General features: G+C 68.9%; 23 protein-coding genes. 16 read left to right on the top strand and 7 right to left on the bottom strand.

The features are described from left to right. The first annotated feature begins 9 nt into the window (after nucleotides 1–9). From ACFPOE_RS09395 to ACFPOE_RS09365, 7 genes are read left to right on the top strand one after another with little or no spacing between them, the layout of a single operon-like run. Nucleotides 10–927, top strand: a complete 918-nt coding sequence (locus tag ACFPOE_RS09395; RefSeq protein WP_376849824.1) for a branched-chain amino acid ABC transporter permease — start codon at nucleotides 10–12, stop codon at nucleotides 925–927. Then, entirely contained in the window at nucleotides 927–1,874 is a 948-nt protein-coding gene (locus ACFPOE_RS09390) for a branched-chain amino acid ABC transporter permease (protein WP_376849823.1), read from the top strand. The genes ACFPOE_RS09395 and ACFPOE_RS09390 overlap by 1 nt, the downstream gene beginning before the upstream one ends. Beyond that, nucleotides 1,871–2,632, top strand: coding sequence for an ABC transporter ATP-binding protein (locus ACFPOE_RS09385; RefSeq protein ID WP_376849822.1), 762 nt, complete (start codon nucleotides 1,871–1,873; stop codon nucleotides 2,630–2,632). Before ACFPOE_RS09390 ends, ACFPOE_RS09385 begins: the two co-directional genes overlap by 4 nt. A gap of 23 nt (nucleotides 2,633–2,655) precedes the next feature. Next, a complete protein-coding gene (locus ACFPOE_RS09380) occupies nucleotides 2,656–3,357 on the top strand; it encodes an ABC transporter ATP-binding protein (protein ID WP_376850630.1) in 702 nt (233 codons plus the stop codon). Nucleotides 3,358–3,388: 31 nt separating this feature from the next. Beyond that, a complete protein-coding gene (gene dctP, locus ACFPOE_RS09375; protein ID WP_376849821.1) occupies nucleotides 3,389–4,357 on the top strand; it encodes a TRAP transporter substrate-binding protein DctP in 969 nt (322 codons plus the stop codon). After that, on the top strand, nucleotides 4,354–4,884 hold the full coding sequence (locus ACFPOE_RS09370; RefSeq protein WP_376849820.1) for a TRAP transporter small permease: 531 nt from the start codon (nucleotides 4,354–4,356) through the stop codon (nucleotides 4,882–4,884). Before dctP ends, ACFPOE_RS09370 begins: the two co-directional genes overlap by 4 nt. After that, nucleotides 4,881–6,203 (top strand): TRAP transporter large permease, encoded by a 1,323-nt coding sequence (locus ACFPOE_RS09365; protein WP_376849819.1) that lies wholly within the window; start codon nucleotides 4,881–4,883, stop codon nucleotides 6,201–6,203. The genes ACFPOE_RS09370 and ACFPOE_RS09365 overlap by 4 nt, the downstream gene beginning before the upstream one ends. Before the next feature lie 351 nt (nucleotides 6,204–6,554). On the opposite strand, the gene ilvD is transcribed toward ACFPOE_RS09365, so the two are convergent. Next, a complete protein-coding gene (gene ilvD, locus ACFPOE_RS09360; RefSeq protein ID WP_376849818.1) occupies nucleotides 6,555–8,249 on the bottom strand; it encodes a dihydroxy-acid dehydratase in 1,695 nt (564 codons plus the stop codon). Nucleotides 8,250–8,344: 95 nt separating this feature from the next. On the opposite strand from ilvD, the gene ACFPOE_RS09355 reads away from it, so the two are divergent. The 6 genes from ACFPOE_RS09355 (at nucleotide 8,345) to ACFPOE_RS09330 (ending at nucleotide 14,923) form a co-directional block, all read left to right on the top strand. After that, nucleotides 8,345–9,277, top strand: a complete 933-nt coding sequence (locus ACFPOE_RS09355; protein WP_376849817.1) for a LysR family transcriptional regulator — start codon at nucleotides 8,345–8,347, stop codon at nucleotides 9,275–9,277. A 21-nt stretch (nucleotides 9,278–9,298) separates the two neighbouring features. After that, nucleotides 9,299–10,111, top strand: coding sequence for a prolipoprotein diacylglyceryl transferase (gene lgt, locus ACFPOE_RS09350; protein WP_376849816.1), 813 nt, complete (start codon nucleotides 9,299–9,301; stop codon nucleotides 10,109–10,111). A 115-nt stretch (nucleotides 10,112–10,226) separates the two neighbouring features. Next, nucleotides 10,227–10,892, top strand: a complete 666-nt coding sequence (locus tag ACFPOE_RS09345) for a GntR family transcriptional regulator (protein ID WP_376849815.1) — start codon at nucleotides 10,227–10,229, stop codon at nucleotides 10,890–10,892. Beyond that, nucleotides 10,889–12,379, top strand: coding sequence for a malonyl-CoA decarboxylase domain-containing protein (locus tag ACFPOE_RS09340; RefSeq protein WP_376849814.1), 1,491 nt, complete (start codon nucleotides 10,889–10,891; stop codon nucleotides 12,377–12,379). The genes ACFPOE_RS09345 and ACFPOE_RS09340 overlap by 4 nt, the downstream gene beginning before the upstream one ends. Before the next feature lie 31 nt (nucleotides 12,380–12,410). After that, the gene (locus tag ACFPOE_RS09335) at nucleotides 12,411–13,397 is read left to right on the top strand and encodes a Bug family tripartite tricarboxylate transporter substrate binding protein (protein ID WP_376849813.1); all 987 of its coding nucleotides are present in this window, start codon (nucleotides 12,411–12,413) and stop codon (nucleotides 13,395–13,397) included. After that, nucleotides 13,397–14,923 carry a malonate--CoA ligase gene (locus ACFPOE_RS09330; RefSeq protein WP_376849812.1) on the top strand — a complete coding sequence of 509 codons (1,527 nt, stop codon included), beginning with the start codon at nucleotides 13,397–13,399 and terminating at the stop codon, nucleotides 14,921–14,923. The genes ACFPOE_RS09335 and ACFPOE_RS09330 overlap by 1 nt, the downstream gene beginning before the upstream one ends. A 99-nt stretch (nucleotides 14,924–15,022) precedes the next feature. On the opposite strand, the gene ACFPOE_RS09325 is transcribed toward ACFPOE_RS09330, so the two are convergent. From ACFPOE_RS09325 to ACFPOE_RS09315, 3 genes are all read right to left on the bottom strand, one after another. Beyond that, nucleotides 15,023–15,316 carry a DUF4148 domain-containing protein gene (locus ACFPOE_RS09325; RefSeq protein WP_376849811.1) on the bottom strand — a complete coding sequence of 98 codons (294 nt, stop codon included), beginning with the start codon at nucleotides 15,314–15,316 and terminating at the stop codon, nucleotides 15,023–15,025. Nucleotides 15,317–15,521: 205 nt separating this feature from the next. Then, entirely contained in the window at nucleotides 15,522–16,151 is a 630-nt protein-coding gene (locus tag ACFPOE_RS09320) for a L,D-transpeptidase family protein (RefSeq protein ID WP_376849810.1), read from the bottom strand. A 242-nt stretch (nucleotides 16,152–16,393) separates the two neighbouring features. Beyond that, a complete protein-coding gene (locus ACFPOE_RS09315) occupies nucleotides 16,394–17,665 on the bottom strand; it encodes an NRAMP family divalent metal transporter (RefSeq protein WP_376849809.1) in 1,272 nt (423 codons plus the stop codon). Nucleotides 17,666–17,915: 250 nt separating this feature from the next. Between ACFPOE_RS09315 and ACFPOE_RS09310 the strand changes: the two genes are divergently transcribed. Beyond that, the gene (locus tag ACFPOE_RS09310; protein WP_376849808.1) at nucleotides 17,916–18,101 is read left to right on the top strand and encodes a CopG family transcriptional regulator; all 186 of its coding nucleotides are present in this window, start codon (nucleotides 17,916–17,918) and stop codon (nucleotides 18,099–18,101) included. Nucleotides 18,102–18,105: 4 nt separating this feature from the next. Here ACFPOE_RS09310 and ACFPOE_RS09305 read toward each other — a convergent pair whose 3' ends face one another. Genes ACFPOE_RS09305 through ACFPOE_RS09295 form a run of 3 tightly spaced genes read right to left on the bottom strand, consistent with a single transcriptional unit; the run spans nucleotide 18,106 to nucleotide 22,327 of the window. Continuing rightward, nucleotides 18,106–18,555, bottom strand: a complete 450-nt coding sequence (locus ACFPOE_RS09305; protein ID WP_376849807.1) for a GNAT family N-acetyltransferase — start codon at nucleotides 18,553–18,555, stop codon at nucleotides 18,106–18,108. Nucleotides 18,556–18,575: 20 nt separating this feature from the next. Then, the gene (locus ACFPOE_RS09300; RefSeq protein WP_376849806.1) at nucleotides 18,576–21,638 is read right to left on the bottom strand and encodes an FAD-binding and (Fe-S)-binding domain-containing protein; all 3,063 of its coding nucleotides are present in this window, start codon (nucleotides 21,636–21,638) and stop codon (nucleotides 18,576–18,578) included. Then, the gene (locus ACFPOE_RS09295; RefSeq protein WP_376849805.1) at nucleotides 21,635–22,327 is read right to left on the bottom strand and encodes a GntR family transcriptional regulator; all 693 of its coding nucleotides are present in this window, start codon (nucleotides 22,325–22,327) and stop codon (nucleotides 21,635–21,637) included. The genes ACFPOE_RS09300 and ACFPOE_RS09295 overlap by 4 nt, the downstream gene beginning before the upstream one ends. Before the next feature lie 114 nt (nucleotides 22,328–22,441). On the opposite strand from ACFPOE_RS09295, the gene ACFPOE_RS09290 reads away from it, so the two are divergent. Then, complete coding sequence (locus ACFPOE_RS09290; RefSeq protein WP_376849804.1) at nucleotides 22,442–23,671, top strand: pyridoxal-phosphate-dependent aminotransferase family protein; 1,230 nt, start codon at nucleotides 22,442–22,444, stop codon at nucleotides 23,669–23,671. Nucleotides 23,672–23,740: 69 nt separating this feature from the next. Further along, nucleotides 23,741–23,959, top strand: coding sequence for a hypothetical protein (locus ACFPOE_RS09285; protein WP_376849803.1), 219 nt, complete (start codon nucleotides 23,741–23,743; stop codon nucleotides 23,957–23,959). The last annotated feature ends 185 nt before the right edge of the window (nucleotides 23,960–24,144 follow it).

Raw genomic sequence — 24,144 nt, 5'->3', positions numbered from 1 at the left:
GGCGGCGCGATGAGCGGCCTCCTGGTCTTCGAGCAGGCGCTCAACGGCTTCCAGCTGGGGTTCATGCTGTTCCTGCTGGCGGCGGGGCTGACGCTGGTGTTCGGCGTGATGGACATGATCAACCTGGCGCACGGCTCGCTGTACATGGTCGGCGCCTTCCTGGCCGCCTGGCTGACGCGGGTCAGCGGCTCCTTCCTCCTCGGCGCGCTGGGCGCCGTGCTGCTCACCGCGCTGTTCGGCATGCTGCTGGAGTCGTCGCTGTTGCGCACGCTGTACGCGCGCGACCACCTGTCGCAGGTGCTCGCCACCTTCGCGCTGATCCTGATCCTGAACGACGGCGTGAAGATGGTGTTCGGCAACGACCTGCCGCTGTCGGTCCCGGCGGCGCTGGACGGCCCGGTGCAGATCCTGCCGGGGCTGGTGTATTCGTCCTGGCGGCTGCTGATCATCGGCGTCGGGCTGGTGATCGCGCTGCTGCTCTACCTGCTGGTGCAGAAGACGCGCATCGGCGCGCTGGTGCGGGCCGGCGCCGCCAACCGCGAGATGAGTTCCGCGATGGGCGTCAACGTCGGGCGGCTGTTCACGCTGGTGTTCGGCCTGGGCGCGGCGCTGTGCGCGGTGGCCGGCAGCCTGCTGGGGCCGCTGCTGGCGGTGCAGGTGGGGATGGGCGAGAACATCCTGATCCTGGCCTTCGTGGTGGTCGTCATCGGCGGCATCGGCTCGATCCGCGGCGCGCTGATCGGCGCCTTGCTGGTGGGCACCGTCGACACGCTGGGCCGCACGCTGCTGCAGCAGCTGCTGCGCGACGCGCTGCCGCCGCAATGGGCCAGCGCCGCCGGGCCGGCGCTGGCGTCAATCTCGGTCTACCTGCTGATGGTCGTGATGCTGGTGTTCCGTCCGCAGGGACTGTTCCCGGTGCGCAGCTGATGACCGCCGCCCGGGCCGCTGCGATCGGCGCGCTGCTGGCGGCGCTGGCGCTGCCCTGGGCGCTGCAGGCTGCCGGCGCCGACTTCTACCTGGGTGTCGCCAGCCGCATCCTGATCTACGCCGTCGCCGCCACCAGCCTGAACCTGCTGCTCGGTTACGGGGGCATGATTTCCCTGGGCCACGCGGCTTTCTTCGGCCTGGGCGCCTATGCCAGCGCGATTCTGCTGAGCGAAGGCGTGCGGTCCGCGCCGGTCCACCTGCTGGTGATCGCGGTGGCCGTGGGTGTCGTGGCGCTGGCCATCGGCGCCGTCTCGCTGCGCACCCGCGGCGTCTACTTCATCATGATCACGCTGGCTTTCGCGCAGATGCTGTTCTACCTGGCCAATTCGATGAAGGGCTATGGCGGCGACGAAGGGCTGGCAGTGCGCACCCGCGTGCTGTTGCCCGGCGGCTTCGACCTGCACCAACCCGCCACCCTCTACTACTGCGCGCTCGCCGTGCTGGTGCTGGTGATGCTGCTGCTGCACCGGTTCTCCGGGTCGCGATTCGGCCGCGCTGTGCAGGCGCTGCGCGACGACGAGGTGCGGGCCGAGGCCATCGGCCTGCCGGTGTTCGCCAGCAAGCTGGTCGTCTTCGTCGTGGCCGGCGTGCTGTGCGGCGTCGCCGGCGGCCTGAGCGCCAACCTGCAGGGCTACGTGAGCCCCAACCTGCTGCACTGGACCCAGTCCGGCACGCTGCTGGTGATGGTGATCCTGGGCGGGGTGGGCACGCTGTGGGGAGGGGTGCTGGGCGCCGTCGCCTTGCTGCTGATGCAGGAGCTGCTGTCGGCGCACACCGAGTACCACGAGTTCTGGATCGGCTGGGTGCTGCTGGCCGTCGTGCTGTTCGCGCGGCACGGGCTGGGCGGTGCGCTGGCCAGCCTGGCAGGGCGGAGGACAGCCCGATGACGCACGTGCCGCTGCTGCAGGTGACAGGCCTGAACAAGCGCTTCGGCGGCTTGCAGGCGACCGACCGGGTGGACCTGCAGGTGGCCGCCGGCGAGATCCATGCGCTGATCGGCCCCAACGGCGCCGGCAAGACCACGCTGGTGGCGCAGATCGCCGGCCAGCTGGCCAGCGACAGCGGCACCGTCCATTTCGACGGCAGCGACATCACGCGGATGGCGACGCACCTGCGCGCGCGCCGCGGGCTGGTCCGCTCGTTCCAGGTCACCCGCTTGTTCAAGAGCATGACGGTGCTGGAGCACCTGGCGCTGGCGCTGCAAGCCGCGGGCGGGCGCACGTTTTCCGCCTGGCGGCCGGTGCGGGCCGACACGGCGCTGTTCGGGCGCGCCGAAGGCTTGCTGGCGCGACTCGGCCTGGCGGACAAGAGCGGCTGGGGCATCGAGCAGCTGTCGCACGGCGAGCAGCGGGCGCTGGAGGTGGGCATGGCGCTGGCCGGCAGCCCCAAGCTGGTGTTGCTGGACGAACCGCTGGCGGGCATGGGGCTGCAGGAATCCGAAGCCATGAGCAGCCTGATCGACGGCCTGCGCGGCGAGGTCGCCGTGCTGCTGATCGAGCACGATGTCGACGCGGTGTTCCGGCTGGCCGACACGGTGTCGGTGCTGGTCAACGGCCACGTGGTGGCGAGCGGCCGGCCGGAGGATGTGCGGCGCGACTCGGCGGTCGTCGACGCCTACCTCGGCACCGGCCAGGAGGCGCAATGAACGGCGGGGCCGCTGCCGGCGAACTGCTGCAGGTGCGCGGCCTGTGTTGCGGCTACGGCCGCAGCCAGGTGCTGTTCGGGATGGACCTGGACATCGGGCCGGGCGAAATCGTCGGCCTGCTGGGGCGCAACGGCATGGGCAAGACCACGCTGGTGCGCTCGGTGATGGGACTGATCCGGCCGACCGCGGGAGAGATCGTCTTCGGCGGCCGCCCGATCGGTGCCATGGCGCCGCACCGGGTGGCGCGCCAGGGCATCGCGCTGGTGCCCGAGGGCCGCCAGGTGTTCGGCAACCTGAGCGTGCTGGAGCACCTGACGGCATTCCGCCGCGCCGGCGCCGGCGGCGCGCAGCCCTGGACTCCCGAGCGGCTGTTCGAGCTGTTTCCGCGGCTGGCCGAACGGCGCAGCCACATGGGCGGCCAGCTCTCGGGCGGCGAGCAGCAGATGCTGGCGATCGCCCGTGCGCTGGTGACCAATCCGCAGCTGCTGATCCTGGACGAAGCCACCGAAGGGCTGGCGCCGCTGGTGCGCGAGGAAGTCTGGAAGGTGCTGGCGCGGGTGCGGCAGGCTGGCCACGCCATGCTGGTGATCGACAAGTACGTGCAGCGCCTGATCGGCGTCGCCGACCGGCACGTGATCATCGAAAAGGGGCGGCCCGTGTGGAGCGGGACCTCGCAGCAGCTCGATGCGGACCGCGGCCTGTGGGCGCGGTACCTGGGGCTTTGACGATTTCTTTTTGGACACCAGGAGAAAAACCATGAATGCACGAATCCCGAAGACGATACTGGCCCTGCTGGCGGCCGCAGGGCTGTCCGGCGCCGCCTGCGCCCAGGAGGTGACGCTGCGGCTGGTCAGCGCCTTCGCCGAGAACGGCATCTACGTTCAGCGCCTGCTGCCGTGGGTGCACAAGGTCAACGCCGAGGGCAAGGGCGTGCTGCAGATCAACTTCATCGGCGGGCCCAAGGCGATCCCGCCGTTCGAGGCCGGCAACGCCGTCAAGACCGGCGTGGTGGACATGGCGCTGAACACCGGCGCGTTCTACACCAACGTGATGCCCGAGGCCGACTTCCTCAAGCTGACGCAGATCCCGGTGGCGGAGCAGCGCAGGAACGGCGCCTTCGACGCCATCAACAAGGTCTGGAACGAGAAGGCCAACATGCAATACCTGGCGCGGATGGTGGAGAACCAGCCGTTCCACATCTACACCAACAAGAAGGTCGACAAGCCGGACCTGAGCGGCCAGAAGATCCGCATCACGCCGGTGTACCGCGACTTCTTCCAGGCCCTGAACGCCAACGTCATCACCACGCCGCCGGGCGAGGTCTACACCGCGCTGGAGCGCGGCGTGGTCGACGGCTACGGCTGGCCGATCGGCGGCATCTTCGACCTGAACTGGCAGGAAAAGACCAAGTACCGGATCGACCCGGGCTTCTACGACGCCGAGGTCTCGCTGGTGATGAACCTGCCGGCCTACCGCAGGCTCACCGAACCGCAGCGCGCCTACCTGCACAAGCAGCTGCTGGCGCTGGAGGCCGAGAACGGCTTCTGGGTGAAGTACGCCAGCGACGAAGTCGCGCGCCAGGAGAAGGCCGGGATCCAGGCGATCCGCTTCGACGCTGCCACCGCCAAGGCGTTCCGCGACAAGGCCTATGACATCGGCTGGGCCAGTGCCATCAAGCAGAGTCCCGAGATCGCCGGCCGCTTCAAGACGCTGTTCTCCAAGTGATCACCTCGCTCTCCGGCATCTACGGCCGGATGCTGTCGTCGCTGGCGCTGGTGGGCTGCGCGATCCTGATGGCGATGATGTTCATCATCGTGGGTGATGTCGCACTGCGCAACCTGGCCGTCCCCGGCTGGCCGCAGGGGCTGGCCTGGAGCAACGAAATCTCCGAGCTGATGCTGTACCTGATCACGATGTGCGTGGCGCCCTGGCTGCTGCGCCAGGGCCAGCACATCCGGGTCGACATCCTGCTGCAGGCGCTGCCGCCGCGGCTGGCCTGGGCCTTCGAATGGGTGGGCGACGTGATCGGGCTGGCCTGCTGCGCCGTCATCGCCTGGTATGGCACGCAGGCCGCCTGGTCCAGCTATGTCTCCGGCGCCGTCAACATCAAGACCCTGGTCACCCCGGAATGGTGGGCGCTGGCGCCGCTGCCGGTGGTCTTCGTGCTGCTGGGCATCGAAATGCTGTTTCGCATGCTGCGCCTGCTGCGGGGCGTCCGCGGCCCCCGGCACGACGCGGTGAGCGCGTCATGAGCGGCGGCTGGGGATTCGCCGCCTGGCTGATGCTGGGCGGCTCCACCGTGCTGCTGTTCATCGGCATGCCGGTGGCCTTCACCTTCATCACCATCAACATCGTCGGCGCCTGGCTCTACATGGGCGGCGAGCCGGGGCTGGTGCAACTGGCGCGCAGCAGCGTCAGCTCGGTCACGGCGTTCTCGCTGACGCCGATCCCGCTGTTCGTGCTGATGGGAGAGGTGCTGTTCCACACCGGCCTGGCGCTCAAGGTGATCGAGGGCGTGGAGCGGCTGATCCGGCGCCTGCCCGGACGGCTGGCCGTGGTGGCCGTCGTTGCCGGAACGGTGTTCTCGGCGATCTCCGGATCCACCATCGCGACCACCGCGATGCTGGGCTCGCTGATGCTGCCGGTGATGCTCGCGCGCGGCTACCACCCGGTGCTGGCCACCGGCCCGATCATGGCCATCGGCGCGGTCGACATGCTGATCCCGCCGTCGGCGCTGACGGTGCTGCTCGGGTCGCTGTCGGGCATCTCGATCTCCAAGCTGCTGGTCGGGGGCGTGGTGCCCGGCGTGATCCTGTCGATCGCCTTCGTGGTGTGGATCATCGTGCGGGTACGCATCAGCCCCGAACTGGCGCCGAAAGACGACACCGAGGTGCAGTACAGCGGCTGGGCGCGCTGGCAGCCGTTCTTCGCCTATGTGCTGCCCACGCTGTCGATCTTCGCCGTGGTGGTCGGGGCGCTGGCCGACGGCTGGGCCACGCCGACCGAGTGCGCCGCCATCGGCGCCTTCGCCACCATGCTGCTGGCGCTGGCCTACCGCGTGCTGACCCGGGAGGCGGTGCTCAAGGCGCTCAAGGGGACGGCCGGCATCTCGGGGATGATCCTGTTCATCATCCTGGGCGCCACCACCTTCGCGCAGATCCTGTCGTTCTCCGGCGCGAGCAACGGGCTGGTGCAGTTCATCACCGGACAGGGCCTGTCGACCGCGATGATCGTGGTCGGCATGATGCTGATCCTGATCTTCCTGGGGGTGTTCGTCGACCAGGTCAGCATGATGATGATCACGCTGCCGATCTTCATGCCGATCGTGCAGTCGCTGCAGATCGACCCGGTGTGGTTCGGCGTGATGTTCCTGATCTGCATGCAGCTGGGCCTGCTGCTGCCGCCGCACGGACTGCTGCTGATGACCATGCGCGGCGTCGCCCCGCCGCAGGTGACGATGGCACACATCTTCCGCGCCGTCGTGCCCTATGTGGTCATGAGCCTGGTGCTGCTGGCGGCTGTGTTCTGGTTCCCGCCGATCGCGACCTGGTTGCCGGGGTTGATCGGGTAGCGGCTGTCATCCCGGACTTGATCCGGGATCCATCCCTTTTCCCTCCGGGTCCCTGCGTCGTTCGATCCTCCGCCCGGACGGCGAGGCCGGGGAGGGCGCAGCGCATCGGCGCGGCGGCCGGGGCTGTGCCCCGGCTGCCCTGTGTGTTCCCGATTCCATGACGCCGGTGCCGGACCGGATTTCGCAGCGAAGTCGGCGCGCCGCGCCGACCGCCGCAGTGTGAGCCCGCGTCGGGCTCTGCCTGTCGCGCCGCGCGGAGTTGCCGTGGCGGCGTTTCGACAAGCTCAACGCGACCGGGGCGGGGCGCCCGGAGAAGGATGGATCCCCGGGTCGATCCCGGGATGACAGGTGTCAGTAGTCGTCCAGCACCGCGCCCTTGGATGCGCTCGACGCATTGAAGGCGAACTTCGCCTGCACGCCGCGGGTGTAGCGGGGTTTCGGCGCGGTCCAGGCCTGGCGGCGTTTCTCGATTTCGGCGGCGGGGACGTTCAGCTCCAGCACCAGCTTGTGGGCGTCGATGGTGATCGAGTCGCCCTCGTGCACGAAGGCGATCGTGCCGCCGGCCGCCGCTTCCGGCGCGACGTGGCCGACCACCATGCCCCAGGTCCCGCCCGAAAAACGCCCGTCGGTGATCAGGCCGACGCTCTCGCCCAGGCCGGCGCCGATCAGCGCGCCGGTCGGCGCCAGCATCTCCGGCATGCCGGGCCCGCCCTTGGGGCCGAGGTAGCGCAGCACCATCACGTCGCCGGCCTTGATACGGCCGTCGAGGATCGCCTGCAGCGCCGACTGCTCGTCGTCGAACACGCGCGCCGGGCCGGTGATCACCGGGTTCTTCAGGCCGGTGATCTTGGCCACCGCGCCTTCGGGCGACAGGTTGCCCTTGAGGATCGCCAGGTGGCCCTGCTCGTACATCGGCTTGCCGATCGGGCGGATCACGTCCTGGTCGGCGCGCGGCTGGTCCGGCACGTCCTTGAGCACCTCGGCGACGGTCTGGCCGGAGATGGTGATGCAGTCGCCGTGCAGCAGGCCGGCGTTCAGCAGCATCTTCATCACCTGCGGAATGCCGCCGGCCTTGTGCAGGTCCACCGCCAGGTACTTGCCCGAGGGCTTCAGGTCGCACAGCACCGGCGTCTTCTGGCGCACGCGCTCGAAGTCGTCGATGGTCCATTCCACTTCGGCCGCGTGCGCGATCGCCAGGAAGTGCAGCACCGCATTGGTGGAGCCGCCGGTGGCCATGATCACGGCGACGGCGTTCTCGATCGACTTGCGGGTGACGATGTCGCGCGGCTTGATGTCCTTCTTGATCGCCTCGATCAGCACCTTGGCCGATTCGCGGGCCGAATTTACCTTCTCTTCATGCGGGTTGGCCATGGTGGACGAGTAGGGCAGGGAGATGCCCAGCGCCTCGAACGCGCTGGACATGGTGTTGGCCGTGTACATGCCGCCGCAGGAGCCGGTGCCGGGGATGGCGCGCATCTCGATCTCGCGCAGGTCTTCGTCGCTCAGGTTGCCGGCGGCGTTCTGGCCGACCGCCTCGAACACGCTGACGATGTTCAGCTCCTGGCCCTTGTAGTGGCCCGGCAGGATGGTGCCGCCGTACACGTAGATGGCCGGCACGTTGGCGCGCAGCATGCCCATCAGGCCGCCGGGCATGTTCTTGTCGCAGCCGCCGACCACCAGCACGCCGTCCATCCACTGGCCCTGCACGCAGGTCTCCACGCAATCGGAGATCACCTCGCGGCTGACCAGCGAGTACTTCATGCCCTCGGTGCCCATCGCCATGCCGTCGCTGATGGTCGGCGTGCCGAAGATCTGGGCGTTGCCGCCGGCTTCCTCGATGCCGGCGACTGCCGCGTCGGCCAGCTTCTGCAGCCCGCTGTTGCACGGCGTGATGGTGCTGTGGCCGTTGGCGACGCCGACCATCGGCTTCTTGAAGTCGCTTTCCTGGTAGCCCATGGCGTAATACATCGAGCGGTTCGGGGCGCGCGACTTGCCCTCGACGATGTTCTTGCTGCGGCGGTTGATCTGGATGACCTTGGTGTCCATGGCGGGCTCGGGTTGGCTGGGGAAGGCAAGCAGTATGCGCCGCGCTACTGATTCTTTCCAATCGCTTCTTTCGCTTGGTTTAATATGCGGTGCATATGACCGACCCGGTGATCGACCTGCGCCTGTGGCGCCAGTTCGTGGCGGTCGCCGAAGTGCTGCACTTCGGCCGCGCCGCCGCCGGCCTGCACATGACGCAGCCGCCCCTGACCCAGGGCATCGCGCAGCTGGAGCGCCTGCTGGGCGTGAAGCTGTTCGAGCGGACCAAGCGCAGCGTGCAGCTCACTGCCGCCGGCGCGGCGCTGCTGCCGGCGGCGCGCGACCTGCTGGCCCGTGCCCGGGCGCTGCCGGCGCAGGCGCGGGCGGCGCAGGCCGGCGAGATCGGCCGGCTGCGGCTGGGTTTCGTCTCCACCATCGGCTTCGCCCAGCTGCCGCAGTGGGTGCGCGGCTTCCGCGCCCGCTATCCGAACGTGGCGCTGGAACTGATTGAAGCGACGGGAGACGTGCAGCTGCAGGCGCTGGAACGCGGCGAGCTCGACGCCGGCTTCATGCTGCATTCGCCCGGCTTCGTGCCGCCGGGCCTGCAGCACCTGCGCGTCACGCGCGAGCCGCTGGTGCTGGCGCTGCCCGACCCGCATCCGCTGGCGGCAGCGGCCAGCCCCAGGCTGGCGCAGGTGCTGGACCAGCCGCTGGTGATCTTTCCGCGCCGCATCGTCCCTTCGCTGCACGACGCCATCCTGGGCGTCTACCGGGCCGCCGGCCGGGCGCCGCTGGTGGCGCAGGAGGCGATCCAGATGCAGACCATCGTCAACCTGGTGTCGGCCGGCCTGGGCGTGGCCTGGGTGCCCGAGAGCGTGCGCCAGTTCCAGCGCCAAGGCGTGGTGTACCGCAAGGTGAGCGCGCCGCGCGGCAATCCGGTGCCCGGCGCCGAGACCAGCCTGGTCTGGCCGCAGGCCGGGCCGGGCCCGGCGCCGGCGCTGGAACGCTTCGTCGCGTTCGTCAAGGCGGCAGGGGGCGCCGGGCCCGCCTGACAGGTGGGCACAATACCCCGCATGCTGATGTATCCAAAAATCGATCCGGTGGCCCTGCAGCTCGGGCCCTTCGCCATCCACTGGTATGGCCTGACCTACCTGGCGGCCTTCGCCCTCTTTTACTGGCTGGGAACCCGCCGGCTGCGGCATCCGCCGTTCGCCGCGATCACCGGACCGGGCGCCTGGACGCGCAAGGACGTGGAGGACATGCTGTTCTTGGGCGTGATGGGCGTGGTGATCGGCGGCCGGCTGGGCTACTGCCTGTTCTACAAGCCGGCCTACTACGCGTCCCATCCGCTGGAGATCTTCTACGTCTGGCAGGGCGGCATGAGCTTCCACGGCGGCCTGCTGGGGGTGATCGGCTCGCAGGTGTGGTTCGCGCGCTCGCGCGGCAAGCCGTTCTGGCAGGTGATGGACTTCGCGGCGCCGTGCGTGCCGCCGGGCCTGGCGGCCGGTCGGGTGGGCAACTTCATCAACGGCGAGCTGTGGGGGCGCTTCTCGGACCCCAGCCTGCCCTGGGGCATGGTGTTCCCGCAGAGCGGCTCGATGCTGCCGCGCCATCCCTCGCAGGTGTACCAGTTCCTGCTGGAGGGGCTGCTGCTGTTCGTGGTGCTGTGGCTGTATGCGCGCAAGCCCCACAAGCAGGCGCAGGTGGCGGCGATGTTCCTGATCGGCTACGGCATCCTGCGCTTCGTCGCCGAGTTCTTCCGCGAGCCGGACAGCTACCTGGGCCTGCTGGCGCTGAACATGAGCATGGGCCAGTGGCTGTGCGTGCCGATGGTGCTGGCCGGGATCGGGCTGTGGCTGGGGGCCGGCAAGCGCGCCGTGGTCTAGCCGCCACGCCCGCCCATCGATCCGCCGGTTTTGCTGGCACGCGGCCGGCAGGGGTTGCATAATTAGCCGTAATTACAGGAAATTACGGAGCCGGCCCAACAGCCCTGTCTTCCCCATGCGCGTGATCCAGAACTCCCTGCACGACGAGGTCGCGGCCCAGCTGCGGGAGCGGATCTTCGCCGGCGAGCTGTCGCCCGGCGCCTTCCTGGACGAGGTGGCGCTGTCGGCGCAGATGAAGATCTCGCGCACGCCGCTGCGGGAAGCGCTGAAGGTGCTGACCGCCGAGGGCCTGGTGCGCCACGAACCGCGGCGCGGCTGCTTCGTCAACCAGGTGACCGCGCAGGACCTGGACGAGATCTTCCCGGTGATCGCGCTGCTGGAAGGGCGCTGCGCCCACGAGGCGGCGCTGCACGCCAGCGACGCCGACCTGCTGGCGCTGCAGCTGCTGCACGACAAGCTCGGCCGCCATGCCAAGGCGCGCCGCATCAACGAGTACTACGCCGTCAACTTCGAGATCCACGAGGCCATCATCGCGCTGGCCGGCAACCGCTGGCTGGCCCAGGTGATCGGCGACCTGCGCAAGATCGTCAAGCTGGCCCGGCTGCAGCAACTGCATGCGCCGGGACGGCTGGAGCAGAGCCTGGCCGAGCACATGGCGGTGTTCGCCGCGCTCAAGGCGCGCGACGCCGAGGGCGCGGAAGTGGCCATGCGCACCCATCTCACCCGCCAGCGCACGGCGCTGCGCGACCTGGCAAGCAGCACCAAGTCGAGGTTGGCATGAACGCTGGCAGTTGGATCTTTCGCGGCGCGGGCCGGAGCCTCATGTCCATGATGCCGGCCGATGCCGGCTCGGCGCTGCAGCCGCTGCGCGCCGCGCTGGCGCAGCAGACCAGGCCGGCCGCGCCCAGGGCGGCGCCGGCGCCGGCGCCGCGTTCCACCGGCCAGCGGCTGCAGGCCACGCTGCGGCGCGACAACGAGGCGCTGTCGCCGCGGGCGCTGCGGCGCATGCTGGCGCAGCTGCAGGCCATCGTCGATCCGCACGTCAGCGAGGTGGAGGGCGGGCGCCGCGCGCAGGCGCTGGCCGATTGGTACGCCGCTGCCGCGCCGCAGGAGCGGCACGACCTCTGGCTGCTGATGAGCGAGCAGTTCGTCGCCGACCAGAAGGCCGCCAAGGTGGCGCAGGCCCAATACGCCGCCGCCGTCGGCACCGCCGACGAGGCGGTCGCCGAAGTGCGGCTGCGCCGCGCCACCGTGTCGCCGCGGCGCCGCCTGCTGCAGCGCATCAGCGTGTTTCCCGAAGGCATCCGCTTCCTGGTGGACCTGCGCGCCGAGATGCTGCCGCAGCTGAAATCCGACAAGCGGCTGCAGGCGCTGGACGTCGAGATGGAATACATGTTCTCGACCTGGTTCGACGTCGCCTTCCTGGAGCTGCGCCGCATCAGCTGGGATTCGCCGGCCTCGATGATCGAGAAGCTGATCAAGTACGAGGCGGTGCACGACATCCGCAGCTGGGACGACGTGAAGAACCGGCTGGACAGCGACCGCCGCTGCTACGGCTTCTTCCATCCGCGGCTGCCCGAGGAGCCGCTGATCTTCGTCGAGGTGGCGCTGATGGACGAAATCGCCTCCTCGATCACCCCGCTGCTGGACGAGGCCGCCGCGCCGGCCGACCTGGAAAAGGCCACCACCGCCATCTTCTATTCGATCAGCAACACCCAGACCGGCCTGCGCGGCGTGAGCTTCGGCGATTCGCTGATCAAGCGGGTGGCGGAAACGCTCAAGGACGAATTCCCGCGGCTGAAGACCTTCGCCACGCTGTCGCCGATCCCCGGCCTGCGGTCCTGGCTGCACAAGAACGCTGGCGCGATGCTGGAGCAGGCCGGCGACAAGGCCGGCGCCGAACTGGCGCGGGCCGCCGGCGCCAAGCCGCTGACGGCCGAAGCGCTGCTGGCCGCGCTGGACAAGCCGCTGGCGCTGGAGCCGAAGTCGCCGCTGCGCGCCTTCCTGACGTCCTGCGCCGCCCAGTACCTGGGCCGCGAGCTGCAGCAGGGCAAGCCGGCCGACCCGGTGGCGCGCTTCCACCTGGGCAACGGCGCGCGGATCGAGCGCCTGAACTGGGCCGGCGACCCGTCGGGCAAGGGCGTCAAGCAGTCCTACGGCCTGATGGTGAACTATCTTTACGACGTCAAGCGCCTGGACAAGCACCGGGCCCTGCTGGCGCAGGGCAAAATCCCGGTTTCGCGGGCGATCGAAGAGCTGTATTTTTGAGCCAGTCCAGCAACAACGACAGGAGACAGCGATGAGGAGTGACATCAACCGCCGCCAGGTTCTTGGCGCAGCGGCCGCGGGCGCGGCCGCATTGGCCGCCCCGGCATGGGCGCAGAGCAACTGGCCGGCCAAGCCGGTGATGCTGGTGGTGCCGTTCCCGGCCGGCGGCGGCACCGACGCCTTCGCGCGGCCGATGGCCGCGCAGTTCACCAAGCAGACCGGCAAGCAGCTGGTGATCGACAACAAGGGCGGGGCCGGCGGCACCGTCGGCGCCAGCGTCGCCTCGCGCGCCGCGCCGGACGGCTACACGCTGTTCATGGGCGCCGTGCACCACACGATCGCGCCGTCGATGTATCCCAAGCTCGATTACGACCTGGAGCGGGACTTCGTCCCGATCAGCCTGGTGGCACGGGTGCCGCAGGTGCTGGTGGTCAATCCCAAGCGGATCGACGCGCCCGATTTCAAGTCCTTCCTGGCGCTGGTGCGCAAGAACCCGGGCAAGTACAACTACGGCTCGGCCGGCAGCGGCACCTCGCACCACCTGGCCGGCGAGCTGTTCAAGCAGCAGACCAAGACCTTCATCACCCACATCCCGTACCGCGGCGCCGGCCCGGCGCTGCAGGACCTGATCTCGGGCAACGTGGACATGATGTTCGACGGCCTGGGCTCGTCGTCGGCCCACATCAAGAGCGGCCGCATCAAGGCGCTGATGATGGCGGGCAAGCAGCGCAACCCGGCCTTTCCGGACGTGCCCTGCGCCGCGGAAGTGGGCCTGCCCGATTACACCGTCACCACCTGGTACGGCATCTGGGCGCCCAAGGGCACGCCGCCGGACGTGACGGCGCGGATCGCCGACGAACTGCGCAAGGCGGTCAATTCGCCCGAGATGAAGGCGATCTGGGCCAACAACGGCGCCGATTTTCCCGACCTGAGCCAGCAGCAGTTCGGCGCGCTGGTGCACGACGAGATCAGGCGCTGGTCCGGCGTGGTCAAGGCGTCCGGCGCCACCCTGGACTGATGGCCAGCGACAACCTCTACGCCGCCCTGCGCGGCGCGTTCCCGTCCGACCTGCAGTCCGCCGCGGTGGAAACCGCGGACGGCCTGGTCTATTCGTGGAGCGACCTGGAGCGCGCCAGCGCGATGCTGGCCAACCTGCTGCAGTCGCTGGGCCTGCCCGCCGGTGCCCGGATCGCCGTGCAGGTGGAAAAATCGGTCGAGGCGATGCTGCTGTACCTGGCGACGCTGCGCGCCGGCTATGTGTTCCTGCCGTTGAACACGGCCTACCAGAGCGCCGAGATCGAGTACTTCGTCGGCGACGCCGAACCCTCGGTGGTGGTCTGCAGCGGGCGCAACTTCGGCTGGGTCAGCAAGATCGCCTTCAAGGCCGGCACCCGCCACGTCTTCACCCTGAACGAGGACCGCACCGGCTCGCTGCTGGAGCGCGCCGCGCACCACGGCGACCGGCAGCAGGTGGTGCCGCGCTCGGCCGACGACCTGGCGGCCATCCTGTACACCAGCGGAACCACCGGCCGCAGCAAGGGCGCGATGCTCACGCACGGCAACCTGCTGTCGAACGCGCGCGTGCTGAAGGACTACTGGGGCTGGCAGCCGGGCGACGTGCTGATCCACGCGCTGCCGATCTTCCACGTGCACGGCCTGTTCGTCGCCATCCATGGCGCGCTGATCAACGGCAGCAAGATGATCTGGCTGGCCAGGTTCGAGCCGAAGCTGGTGATCGCGAAGATGCGCGAGGCCACCGTGTTCATGGGCGTGCCGACGCTGTATGTGCGGATGCTGGCCGAGCCCGCGCTGACGCGGGAAGCCACCAAGACCATGCGGCTGTTCATCGCCGGCTCGGCGCCGCTGCTGCCGGAGACCTTCAACGCATGGAAGGAGCGCACCGGCCAGGCGATCCTGGAACGCTACGGCATGAGCGAGACCGTCATGCTCACGTCCAACCCGTACCACCCGGAGCAGGGCGAGCGGCGCGCCGGCACGGTGGGCTTTCCGCTGCCGGGCGTCGGCCTGCGCGTGGCAGGCGAGGACGGCAAGGAACTGCCGGCCGGCCAGATCGGCGCGATCCAGGTCCGGGGCCCGAACGTGTTCAGGGGCTACTGGCGCATGCCGGAGAAGACGCGCGAGGAGTTCACCGGCGACGGCTGGTTCAAGACTGGCGACGTCGGCAAGGTCGACGAGCGCGGCTACGTGCACATCGTCGGCCGCAGCAAGGACCTGATCATCAGCGGCGGCTACAACGTCTACCCGGCGGAGATCGAGGGCTACATCAACGAGCTGCCCGGCGTGGCCGAGAGCGCGCTGGTGGGCGTGCCGCATCCGGACTTCGGCGAGGTCGGGGTGGCGGTGGTGATCCCCAAGCCGGGCGCCAGCGTGGACGGCGACGCCGTGATCGCGCAGCTGAAAAGCCGGCTGGCGAACTTCAAGATCCCCAAGCGCTGCTTCGTGGTCGGCGAGCTGCCGCGCAACACGATGGGCAAGGTGCAGAAGAACCTGCTGCGCGAGGAGCACAAGGCGCTGTTCGCCTGAAGCGGTGAGGAAAGAAGCGTGTGCGCGGGCGGGGCGGAGGTAGTGGAGGTCAGCGTGCAGGTAAGCGAGTACTGCCCGCCTACCCGATGACCGCGGAAACTACATCGCGGCGGCTTCACCGTGGGGCACGGTCCCCGCACGCAGGGCCGCGAGGGTCTGGGCCCGGACCGCGGCCGGCGTCACGCCGGACCGGGTCACGCCGATGAAGCCCGTGCCACCGTTCGTGATGTGCGGGGCCATGTGCGCTTCGGTCGCGACTTCGGCCGCCGAGCGGGTGGAGTTGAATCTGATTCCAAATTGCGAAGTGTCGGCTTCGTCGGCATGCGCGCCGGCGGCGGACAAGAAGGCCAAGGCGATGATGGAGAGCAGCTGGGTGGCGGTACTGGTTTTCACGGAGTGAGTCCTTCATGGTGGTTGGTGGAGACCCAACCCTTACGCAGCACGCGGGACGGCCGGATGTCACGAGTTCGAGTGGACTGTGCAATCGTGCACAGTCTTCGTTCTTGGGGGCTTGCAACACCTTCGGCCCACATCAAGCCGCGGGCGTGCGGTGGCTTGGCCAATCCAACGACAGTGCACGACCGTCCACGCCAGCCACTCAGCCGGCAGGAAAGAAGTCGTTGATGGGCAGGGTATCCGGTAGGACGTAAACCACCCCGGCGCGGGCCCCGAGAACCGGCCGAACGATCTTTGCAAAGAATTCCACCGGAACTGCAACGCATCCCGCGGTGATGCGACGCCCAGCTGGGTCCGGCGACCGAAGTCGAGACATCCGGGGCACGTAGGTGCTGTCACTTGCCAGCTGATGAATGGCAAGTCCCGCGTCATAGTCGAACCAGATGATTTCTGCCGCGTGGTCCGCTGCGGGGAGAGAGTTGAAGCGCCCTGCGGGGGTCTTGCGCTGCTCCGTCGTGAGCTGAGACACCTCAAGATGGCCCACCCCTGGTTCGTCCATGTCGCCCGACGATTTTCCGACCAGAGCCGGCGACGTACCCGCCAGACGTCCCTTGCGGTCAAAGACGTAAATCTTGCCTTCCTTCTTGTCAACGATGGCAAACGCGCGGTCGCGGTTGTCCCGACGTGCGGTGACCCACTGGAGTGCACAAGCGGCGTCGCCGGTAAGGGTGGGCGCAGAGGTCGCGGTCTGACCAGCCAGGGCAAACGATGATGTGCAGCAAAGGGCAACGACTGATGCAGCTTGGCGGCGTGTGAGGAACGAGTGGGTCAAGGTCGCAGTCGACTCTGGCGGTGCGGCTGCGCGCTAGCTGAAGTCCTCCTTCGTGTTGTCGTGAAGGAGAACGGCCCGTCCTACCGGATGCAGCTGGCCGAGGCAGTCGAGGAGAACGGGAGGTGACTGAACCCGCAACCCTTCTCGCCGAGAAGGGCCGCGCGTCCCAACCCCATGTCCCTGTGGATGGGGTGGAACGCCTTCAATTGTTTCCGGACTTGGACGCCGGACGCGCTCCGGCTTTAGGTCACCAGCATCACGGCGACCGCCACCGCCATCACGCCGGTGGCGGCCCAGCCGAAGAACCGGTGCCGCCGGCTGATGGTGAGCTCGCCCATGATGCGCGGCGACTGGCCGATCCACATCATCACGACCATGATCGGCACCGAGATCACGCCGTTGACGATCGCGCTCCAGACCAGCGCCTTCATCGGGTCCAGCTCGAACACGCTCATCAGCGTTCCGATCGCGGTGGCGGCCACGATGATGATGTAGAAGCCGCGCGCTTCGTGAAAGCCGTGCGAGAGCCCGGCCTTCCAGCCGAACACCTCGCTGACCGCATAGGCGGCCGAGCCGGCCAGCACCGGCACCGCCAGCAGGCCGGTGCCGATGATGCCGAGCGCGAACAGCGCGAACGCGAATTCGCCGGCCACCGGCCGCAGCGCTTGCGCCGCCTGCGCCGAGGTCTGGATGCTGGCGACGCCGGCGTGATTGAGCGTGACGGCCGTCGCCACCACGATGCACAGCGCGACGAGGTTGGAGAACAGCATGCCCACATGCGTGTCCTCCTTGATGCGCGACAGGTGCTCCGCCGCATACGCCGGGTTGCCGCGCAGGGCGGCGGCCTCGGGCCGGCGGTGGTTCTCCTCGACTTCCTGCGACGCCTGCCAGAAGAACAGGTACGGGCTGATGGTCGTTCCCAGCACGGCGACCACCATGCTTGCGTAGTCGCCCACCTTGACGTCCGGGGGCATGAAGGCCCAGGGCTGCACGCTTTCGCGCATCGCTTCGCGCCACGGCACCTGCACCGAGAGGATGACGGCCACGTACGAGAACAGCGCCAGGGTGAGCCACTTGAGCACGCGGACGGTGCGCTCGTAGGAAAAGTAGACCTGACCCAGCACGCAGAGCGCGCCGAAGCCCACGATGTAGAGCGCCTGCGAGCCGCCCGCGAGCAGGCGCACCGCGTCGGCCATCGCGCCGATGTCGGCCGCGATGTTGATCGTGTTGGCGACCACCAGCAGGCCGATCAGCACCAGCGTCACCCAGCGCGGGCAGACCTTGGCGATGTTGGCCGCCAGCCCCTGTTCGGTGACCCAGCCGATGCGCGCCGACAGCATCTGGATGCCGATCATCAGGGGCGTCGTCAGCAGCAGGGTCCAGACCAGCCCGAAGCGGAACTGGGAGCCGGCCTGGGAATAGGTGGCGATGCCGCTCGGGTCGTCGTCGGCGGCGCCGGTGATCAGGCCGGGGCCCAGCCGCTGCGCAAAACCTGTCATCTTCGTGTTGGCCATCTCACTGCTTCCTGGGAGCTTGCAGGACGCTGACGCGCGGACGTCGACAGCTGCGGGGACCCGCATTATGGCAGCGCGCGCAGGACGGTTCCGACCCTTCCCATCGGCGCCTTCCGACAGACGACAGGGCGCTTGCGGCACTGGAGGCGGGGAAGTCTGCCGAGCCAGGTATCGGACCATTCACTACCCGGGGCGCACACCGCGGCCTGCACCATTGCGTCATCGAAACAGCGCAAGTGCAAGGGCAGGAATGGAAGACAAGGCAAGACTGGTTGTTCTCATCGACCCGGCGAACAAGGCGGCGTTCGAAGCCGCATGCTCCGCCCAGGACCTGAGTTCGTCGGAAGTCATCCGGCAATTGATCGTGGACTATCTCGCCCGCCACGGCGTGGGCCTGTCCGGCGGCGGGGACGCCGGCCTGGCGGCCGCCGAATGAGCAGCTACTTGTGCTTGAGGACGTAGCGCACGAAGCCGTCCACCGGCGTGAACTGGTCGTACAGGGCGCGGGCCGCGACGTTGTCCTGCGCCGTGACCCAGTACAGGCGGGCCCAGCCCTCGGCGCGCATCGCATTGCGCAGCCACTCCATCAGCGCCTTGCCGATGCCGCGGCCGCGGGCCGAGGGCAGCACGTACAGGTCTTCCAGGTAGCACACCGGCTGCAGCTCCCAGGTGTTCTCGTGGATCACGCAGTTGGCGAAGCCGTAGACCTGGCCTTCCACTTCGGCGACGATGCACAGCACGCCGGAATCGGGATCCAGGATGCGGCCCCAGGTGCGGGTGGTAACGGCCTCGGACACCTGGGCGCCGTAGAAGTCGCAGTAGCCCTGCCACAGCTTGCGCCAGGCGGCTTCGTCGGCGGGCAGGGCGGGTCGGATCAGGGGCTGTGCCATGGTGCCATTGTGACGCCAGCTCAAGCCGCCAGCTGACGCGCAAGCAACACCGCCGCGTGCACCGCCGGCCGGTCCGCGCCGTCCTGGATCTGGTGCCGGCAGCTGGTGCCGTCCGCCACCACGATCGCACCGGGATACTTGCGAACCGCCGGCAGCAGGTTCAGTTCCGCCATCTGCATCGACACGTCGTAATGGTCGGCTTCGTAGCCGAAGCTACCGGCCATGCCGCAGCAGCTGCTGTCGATCAGTTCGGGCTCCACGCCCGGGACCAGCCTGAGCACCTCCATTACCGGCGAGACGGCCCCGAACGCCTTCTGGTGGCAGTGCCCGTGCAGCAGGACGCGCTTGTCCAGCGGCGCCAGCCGCGCCTTCAGCGGCTCCAGCCGGCCGGCCTTCGCTTCGCGCGCCAGGAATTCCTCGAACAGCAGCGCCTGGCCGGCCACGGCCTGCGCCGCTTCGCCCAGGCCCATGGCCAGCGCCTCGTCGCGCAACGTGAGCAGGCACGACGGCTCCAGGCCGACGATGGCGACGCCCCGGCGGGCGAAGGGCAGCAGCGACTGCACCAGCTCGGCGGCCTTGGCCTTGGCCTGGTCCACCATGCCGCTGGACAGGTAGGTCCGGCCGCAGCACAGGTGCCTGCCGTCGGGCCGCTCCTTGCTTGCCACGTGCACCAGGTAACCGGCCGCCTGCAGCACCCGCAGGGCGGCCGCGGCATTGTCGGACTCGAAGTAGCCGTTGAAGGTGTCGACGAACAGCACCACGGCGTTGGCCGCGGACAGCGCCTGCGCGCGCGTCGCGCCGGCGTGGGCGGTGTTGAAGAAATGCTGCTGTTTCCACTGCGGCAGGCTGCGCCGGGCGGACAAGCCGGCCAGCCTTTCGCCCAGGCGCTTCATCAGCGGACTGGCGTTGCGCCTGTTCACGAGGCCGGCGAAGCGGGCCGCGAGGTGCGCGTAATCGGGCAGCCGTCCGACCAGCCGGTCCTTCAGCGTGAAGCCGTGCCTGGCCTTGTAGTGGTGGAGGAATTCCACCTTCATCTTGGCCATGTCGACGCCGGTGGGGCAGTCGCGCTTGCAGCCCTTGCAGCCCACGCACAGGTCCAGCGCGTCGCGCACTTCCTGGCTGGCGATGCCGTCGGCGCCCAGCTGGCCGGACAGCGCCAGGCGCAGCGTGTTGGCGCGGCCGCGCGTGAGGTGCTTCTCGTCGCGCGTCACCCGGTAGCTCGGGCACATGGTGCCGGCGTCGAACTTGCGGCAGTGGCCGTTGTTGTTGCACATCTCCACCGCCTTGGCGAAGCCGTGCGCCGGGTCGCCGCCGCTGCCGGGCGCGCCGATCTCCTCGGTGGCGGGGTTGTTCTGCACGTCCCATGGCGTCCAGTCCAGCACCGGCGCCAGCGGGATCACGCGGTAGGACGGCGGAAAGCGCATCAGGCGGGTGTCGTCCATCTTCGGCGCGTCGACGATGCGCTGCGGGCTGAGCAGGGCGGCGGGGTCGAACAGCTGCTTGATGCGGCGGAACGCCTCGTTGATCTGCGGGCCGAACTGCCACTCGATCCACTCGCCGCGGCACAGGCCGTCGCCGTGCTCGCCGCTGTAGGCGCCCTTGTGCTTGCGCACCAGCTCGGACGCCTCCTCGGCGATCGCGCGCATCTTGGCCGCGCCCTCGCGCCGCATGTCCAGGATCGGCCGCACGTGCAGCGTGCCCACCGACGCGTGGGCATACCAGGTGCCCTTGCTGCCATGCTTGCGGAACACCTGCGTCAGCGAATCGGTGTACTCGGCCAGGTGCTCCAGCGGCACCGCGCAGTCCTCGATGAAGCTGACCGGCTTGCCGTCGCCCTTGAGGCTCATCATGATGTTCAGGCCCGCCTTGCGGACTTCCCACAGGTTCTTCTGCGGCGCTTCGTCCGCCATCCTGACCACCGAGCCGGGCAGGCCGAGGTCGCCCATCAGCTCCTCCAGCTGCGCGAGCTTCGGTTCCAGCTCGGCGCGGCTGGCGCCGGAGAACTCCACCAGCAGGATCGCCGCGGGCGAACCCGTCAGCGCGGTGCGCACCACCGGCGCGAAGGCCGGGTTCTGCAGCGCCAGGTCGATCATGGTGCGGTCCACCAGTTCCACTGCCGTCAGCGTTCCGTCGCCCAGCTTGACGATGTGCTGCGCCGAATCCATCGCCTGGTAGAAGGTGGGGAAGTTCACCACGCCCAGCACCTTGGCCCGGGGCAGTTCCGCCAGCTGCAGCATGAGGGACCTGGTCAGGGCCAGCGTGCCTTCGCTGCCGATCAACAGGTGGGCCAGGTTGACCGAGCCGTCGCTGGTGTAGGGCCGCTCGCTCTGGTTGCGGAAGATGTCCAGGTTGTAGCCGGCCACGCGCCGCAGCACCTTGGGCCAGTTGGCGTCGATCTGCGGCGCCAGCTCGATCGCCATCTGCCGCACCCGCTCGCCGATCTCGCGCGCCCGGCCGCTGCTCTGCTCGAACAGCCCGAAGTCGTGCAGCTGGCCGTCGGCCGTCCAGGCCTGCGCGCCCAGCACGTTGTGCACCATGTTGCCGTAGGCGATGCTGCGGCTGCCGCAGGAGTTGTTGCCGGCCATCCCGCCCAGCGTGGCCTGCGCGCTGGTGGAGACGTCCACCGGATACCAGAGCCCGGCCTTCTTCAGCCCCAGGTTCAGGTGGTCCAGCACGATCCCGGGCTCCACCAGCGCGGTGCGCTTCTCCGCATCGAAGCTCAGGATGCTGCGCACGTGCCTGGAGTGGTCGATCACCAGGCCGGCGCCCACCGTCTGGCCGCACTGGCTGGTGCCGCCGCCGCGCGGCACGATCGGCACCTTCAGCTCGCGGCAGATGTCGATGGCGATCTTCACTTCGTCGGCATGGCGCGGCACGAACACGCCGATCGGCGTCACCTGGTAGATCGAGGCATCGGTGGAATAGCGGCCGCGGTCGGCCGGCGAGAACAGCACCTCGCCCTGCGTCTCGGTGGCCAGCCGCTGGGCCAGCCGGCCGGCCACTTCGTTGCTGGCGCCGGCCACCGCGTCGTAGGCCTGGAACGGCGCGCCGCGCGCCACCTCCAGGGGCAGCGGTGCGTTCATCGCGCCGCTCCGGCCGCCAGCTTGCTGGCGCGGCGCAACTGGTCGACGACGACGTCGCGCTTGTGGTCCAGGTGGGCCGCCAGCACCTTGCGCATCGCCGCGGGGTCGCGCTTGCCGAGCGCGTCGATCATGCGGTCGTGCTCCGCCATCGCCTGCTTCCACTTGGCCTCGTCCTGGTTGGAGCGAAAGCGCAGCGCCTGCAGCCGCGCGTTGACCTGGTTGTAGGTGGCGCTGAGCACCGGGTTCTTGGCGGCGGCGTTGATGGCGCCGTGGATCTGCGCATTGAGCCGGTAATAGGCCGGCAGGTCGCGCCGGGTGTAGGCCGCCAGCATCTCGAAATGCATGGCGCGGATCTCGGCCAGTTCGGCCTCCGTGATGCGCTGCGCCGCCAGTTCGCCCGACAGCGCTTCCAGCCCCGCCATCACCTCGAAGGTGTTGAGCACGTCGGCCTCGGTGAGTTCGACGGCGATGGCGCCGCGGTTGGGCAGCAGTTCCACCAGGCCCTCGGCCGCCAGCATCTTGATCGCTTCGCGCAGCGGCGTGCGCGAGACCTGCAGCACCTCGGCCAGCTCGCGCTCGTTGAGCTTGGCGCCCGGTGCGATGCGGTTTTCCACCAGCATCTGGCGCAGGCGCTGGGCCACCTGCTCGTGCAGGGAGGCACGCGGGATCGAGATGATGTCTGCGGTCATGCGGCGATTTTGTATGCAAAACGCTCGTCCGTCAAACCGAAGTCTCGCTTGCGGAGCCCTTGACAAATGAATTTTGTATGCAAAAATCCGTCCCATCGCCCAGGAGACCATCCGATGCTGACGCTCGACTTCCACCCCACCGGCCGCCACTTCCTGCAGATCCCCGGCCCCTCGCCGGTGCCCGATCGCATCCTGCGGGCGATGAGCCTGCCGACCATCGACCACCGCGGCCCCGAGTTCGGCGCGCTGGGTATGCGCTGCTTGTCCGGCATCCAGCAGATCTTCCAGACCAGGCACCCGGTCGTCATCTATCCGGCGTCCGGCACCGGCGCGTGGGAGGCGTCGCTGTGCAACGTGATGTCGCCGGGCGACCAGGTGCTGATGTACGAGACGGGCCACTTCGCCTCGCTGTGGATCAAGATGGCGACGCGCCTGGGCCTGAAGCCCGAGGTGCTCACGCTGCCCGGCCTGGAAGGCTGGCGCAAGGGCGTGCAGGCCGACCTGATCGAGGCGCGGCTGAAGGCCGACACCCAGCACGCGATCAGAGCCGTCTGCGTGGTGCACAACGAAACGTCCACTGGCGTCACCAGCAACATCGTGGCCGTGCGCAAGGCGATCGACGCCGCCAGGCACCCGGCGCTGCTGATGGTCGACTCGATCTCGGGCCTGGCCTCGGCCGAATACAAGCACGACGAGTGGGGCGTGGACGTGACGGTCAGCGGCTCGCAGAAGGGCCTGATGCTGCCGCCCGGCATCAGCTTCAACGCGCTGTCGCCCAAGGCGATCGAGGCCAGCAGGACCGCGAAGCTGCCCAAGGCCTTCTGGGCCTGGGACGAGATCATCGAGATGAACAAGACCGGCTACTTCCCCTACACGCCCAACACCAACCTGCTGTACGGCCTGGCCGAAGCCTGCGACATGCTGCTCGATCCGCAGCACGGCGGGCTGCCGGCGGTGTTCGCGCGCCACCAGCGCTGGGGCGAGGGCGTGCGCGCGGCGGTCAAGGCCTGGGGCCTGGAGATCCAGTGCGCCGACCCGGCCGTCTACTCGCCGGTGCTGACCGGCGTGATGATGCCCGAGGGTGTGGACGCCGACGCCGTGCGCAAGCTGATCTACGACCGCTTCGACTGCTCGCTGGGCACCGGCCTGGGCAAGGTCAAGGGCAAGATGTTCCGCATCGGCCACCTGGGCGACTGCAACGACCTGACGCTGATGGGCGCGCTGTCGGGCTGCGAGATGGGGTTGAAGCTGTCCGGCGTCAAGCTGGCCGGCTCCGGCGTCGCCGCCGCGATGGACTACTTCGCCGGCCATCCGTCGCGCATGCCGCTGCAGAAGGCGGCCTGAGCCGGGCGGCGCCAGAACCGGCAGCGTCCTACAGCCGGTGCGGGCGGGCGTGCCTAGGATGGTGAATCCATGAGCACGCCGGCCCCGCCTTCTCCCACCCTCGGTCCGGTCGACCTGAGCGAATCGGTCGCGGGCGAGGAAGACCCCGGCGCATCGCTGGACCTGCCGGTCGGCAAGCCGTCCACCGGCGGCAACGTCTGCCCGAGCTGCGGCGGCAGCGGCAAGCTCGCATCCGGCACCTGCCCGGCGTGCAAGGGTTCGGGAAGAAGCGCGGCGGCTTCTGCTTGATGACGGGATCCGGTTCGGACGAAATGGGGTCCGAGCCTAATTTCGTCGTTGCCCCGCGCGCTACCACATCGCTGCTGTCCTGAATTCGGATCCGACCCCATTTCGCGCATGCGCGGACGCGGTGGACCCCATTCGACGAAGCGGGCGGAGCATCGCGCAGCCCGGTTCCGCTTTTGAAGAGGATC

This window comes from Caenimonas terrae (assembly GCF_042655405.1).
Lineage (GTDB): Bacteria > Pseudomonadota > Gammaproteobacteria > Burkholderiales > Burkholderiaceae_C > Ramlibacter > Ramlibacter terrae_A.
Note: the sequence above shows the minus strand (reverse complement) of the source record. Positions and strands in the feature narration are given on the sequence as shown.

Excerpts from the sequence above, each read along its gene's own strand:
- ilvD (WP_376849818.1), bottom strand. The coding sequence starts at position 8,249 with ATGGACACCAAGGTCATCCAGATCAACCGCCGCAGCAAGAACATCGTC.
- ACFPOE_RS09330 (WP_376849812.1), top strand. The coding sequence starts at position 13,397 with ATGGCCAGCGACAACCTCTACGCCGCCCTGCGCGGCGCGTTCCCGTCC.
- ACFPOE_RS09315 (WP_376849809.1), bottom strand. The coding sequence starts at position 17,665 with ATGGCCAACACGAAGATGACAGGTTTTGCGCAGCGGCTGGGCCCCGGC.
- lgt (WP_376849816.1), top strand. The coding sequence starts at position 9,299 with ATGCTGATGTATCCAAAAATCGATCCGGTGGCCCTGCAGCTCGGGCCC.
- ACFPOE_RS09310 (WP_376849808.1), top strand. The coding sequence starts at position 17,916 with ATGGAAGACAAGGCAAGACTGGTTGTTCTCATCGACCCGGCGAACAAG.
- ACFPOE_RS09340 (WP_376849814.1), top strand. The coding sequence starts at position 10,889 with ATGAACGCTGGCAGTTGGATCTTTCGCGGCGCGGGCCGGAGCCTCATG.
- ACFPOE_RS09300 (WP_376849806.1), bottom strand. The coding sequence starts at position 21,638 with ATGAACGCACCGCTGCCCCTGGAGGTGGCGCGCGGCGCGCCGTTCCAG.
- ACFPOE_RS09365 (WP_376849819.1), top strand. The coding sequence starts at position 4,881 with ATGAGCGGCGGCTGGGGATTCGCCGCCTGGCTGATGCTGGGCGGCTCC.
- ACFPOE_RS09285 (WP_376849803.1), top strand. The coding sequence starts at position 23,741 with ATGAGCACGCCGGCCCCGCCTTCTCCCACCCTCGGTCCGGTCGACCTG.
- ACFPOE_RS09355 (WP_376849817.1), top strand. The coding sequence starts at position 8,345 with ATGACCGACCCGGTGATCGACCTGCGCCTGTGGCGCCAGTTCGTGGCG.
- dctP (WP_376849821.1), top strand. The coding sequence starts at position 3,389 with ATGAATGCACGAATCCCGAAGACGATACTGGCCCTGCTGGCGGCCGCA.
- ACFPOE_RS09305 (WP_376849807.1), bottom strand. The coding sequence starts at position 18,555 with ATGGCACAGCCCCTGATCCGACCCGCCCTGCCCGCCGACGAAGCCGCC.
- ACFPOE_RS09395 (WP_376849824.1), top strand. The coding sequence starts at position 10 with ATGAGCGGCCTCCTGGTCTTCGAGCAGGCGCTCAACGGCTTCCAGCTG.
- ACFPOE_RS09335 (WP_376849813.1), top strand. The coding sequence starts at position 12,411 with ATGAGGAGTGACATCAACCGCCGCCAGGTTCTTGGCGCAGCGGCCGCG.
- ACFPOE_RS09385 (WP_376849822.1), top strand. The coding sequence starts at position 1,871 with ATGACGCACGTGCCGCTGCTGCAGGTGACAGGCCTGAACAAGCGCTTC.
- ACFPOE_RS09390 (WP_376849823.1), top strand. The coding sequence starts at position 927 with ATGACCGCCGCCCGGGCCGCTGCGATCGGCGCGCTGCTGGCGGCGCTG.
- ACFPOE_RS09295 (WP_376849805.1), bottom strand. The coding sequence starts at position 22,327 with ATGACCGCAGACATCATCTCGATCCCGCGTGCCTCCCTGCACGAGCAG.
- ACFPOE_RS09290 (WP_376849804.1), top strand. The coding sequence starts at position 22,442 with ATGCTGACGCTCGACTTCCACCCCACCGGCCGCCACTTCCTGCAGATC.
- ACFPOE_RS09345 (WP_376849815.1), top strand. The coding sequence starts at position 10,227 with ATGCGCGTGATCCAGAACTCCCTGCACGACGAGGTCGCGGCCCAGCTG.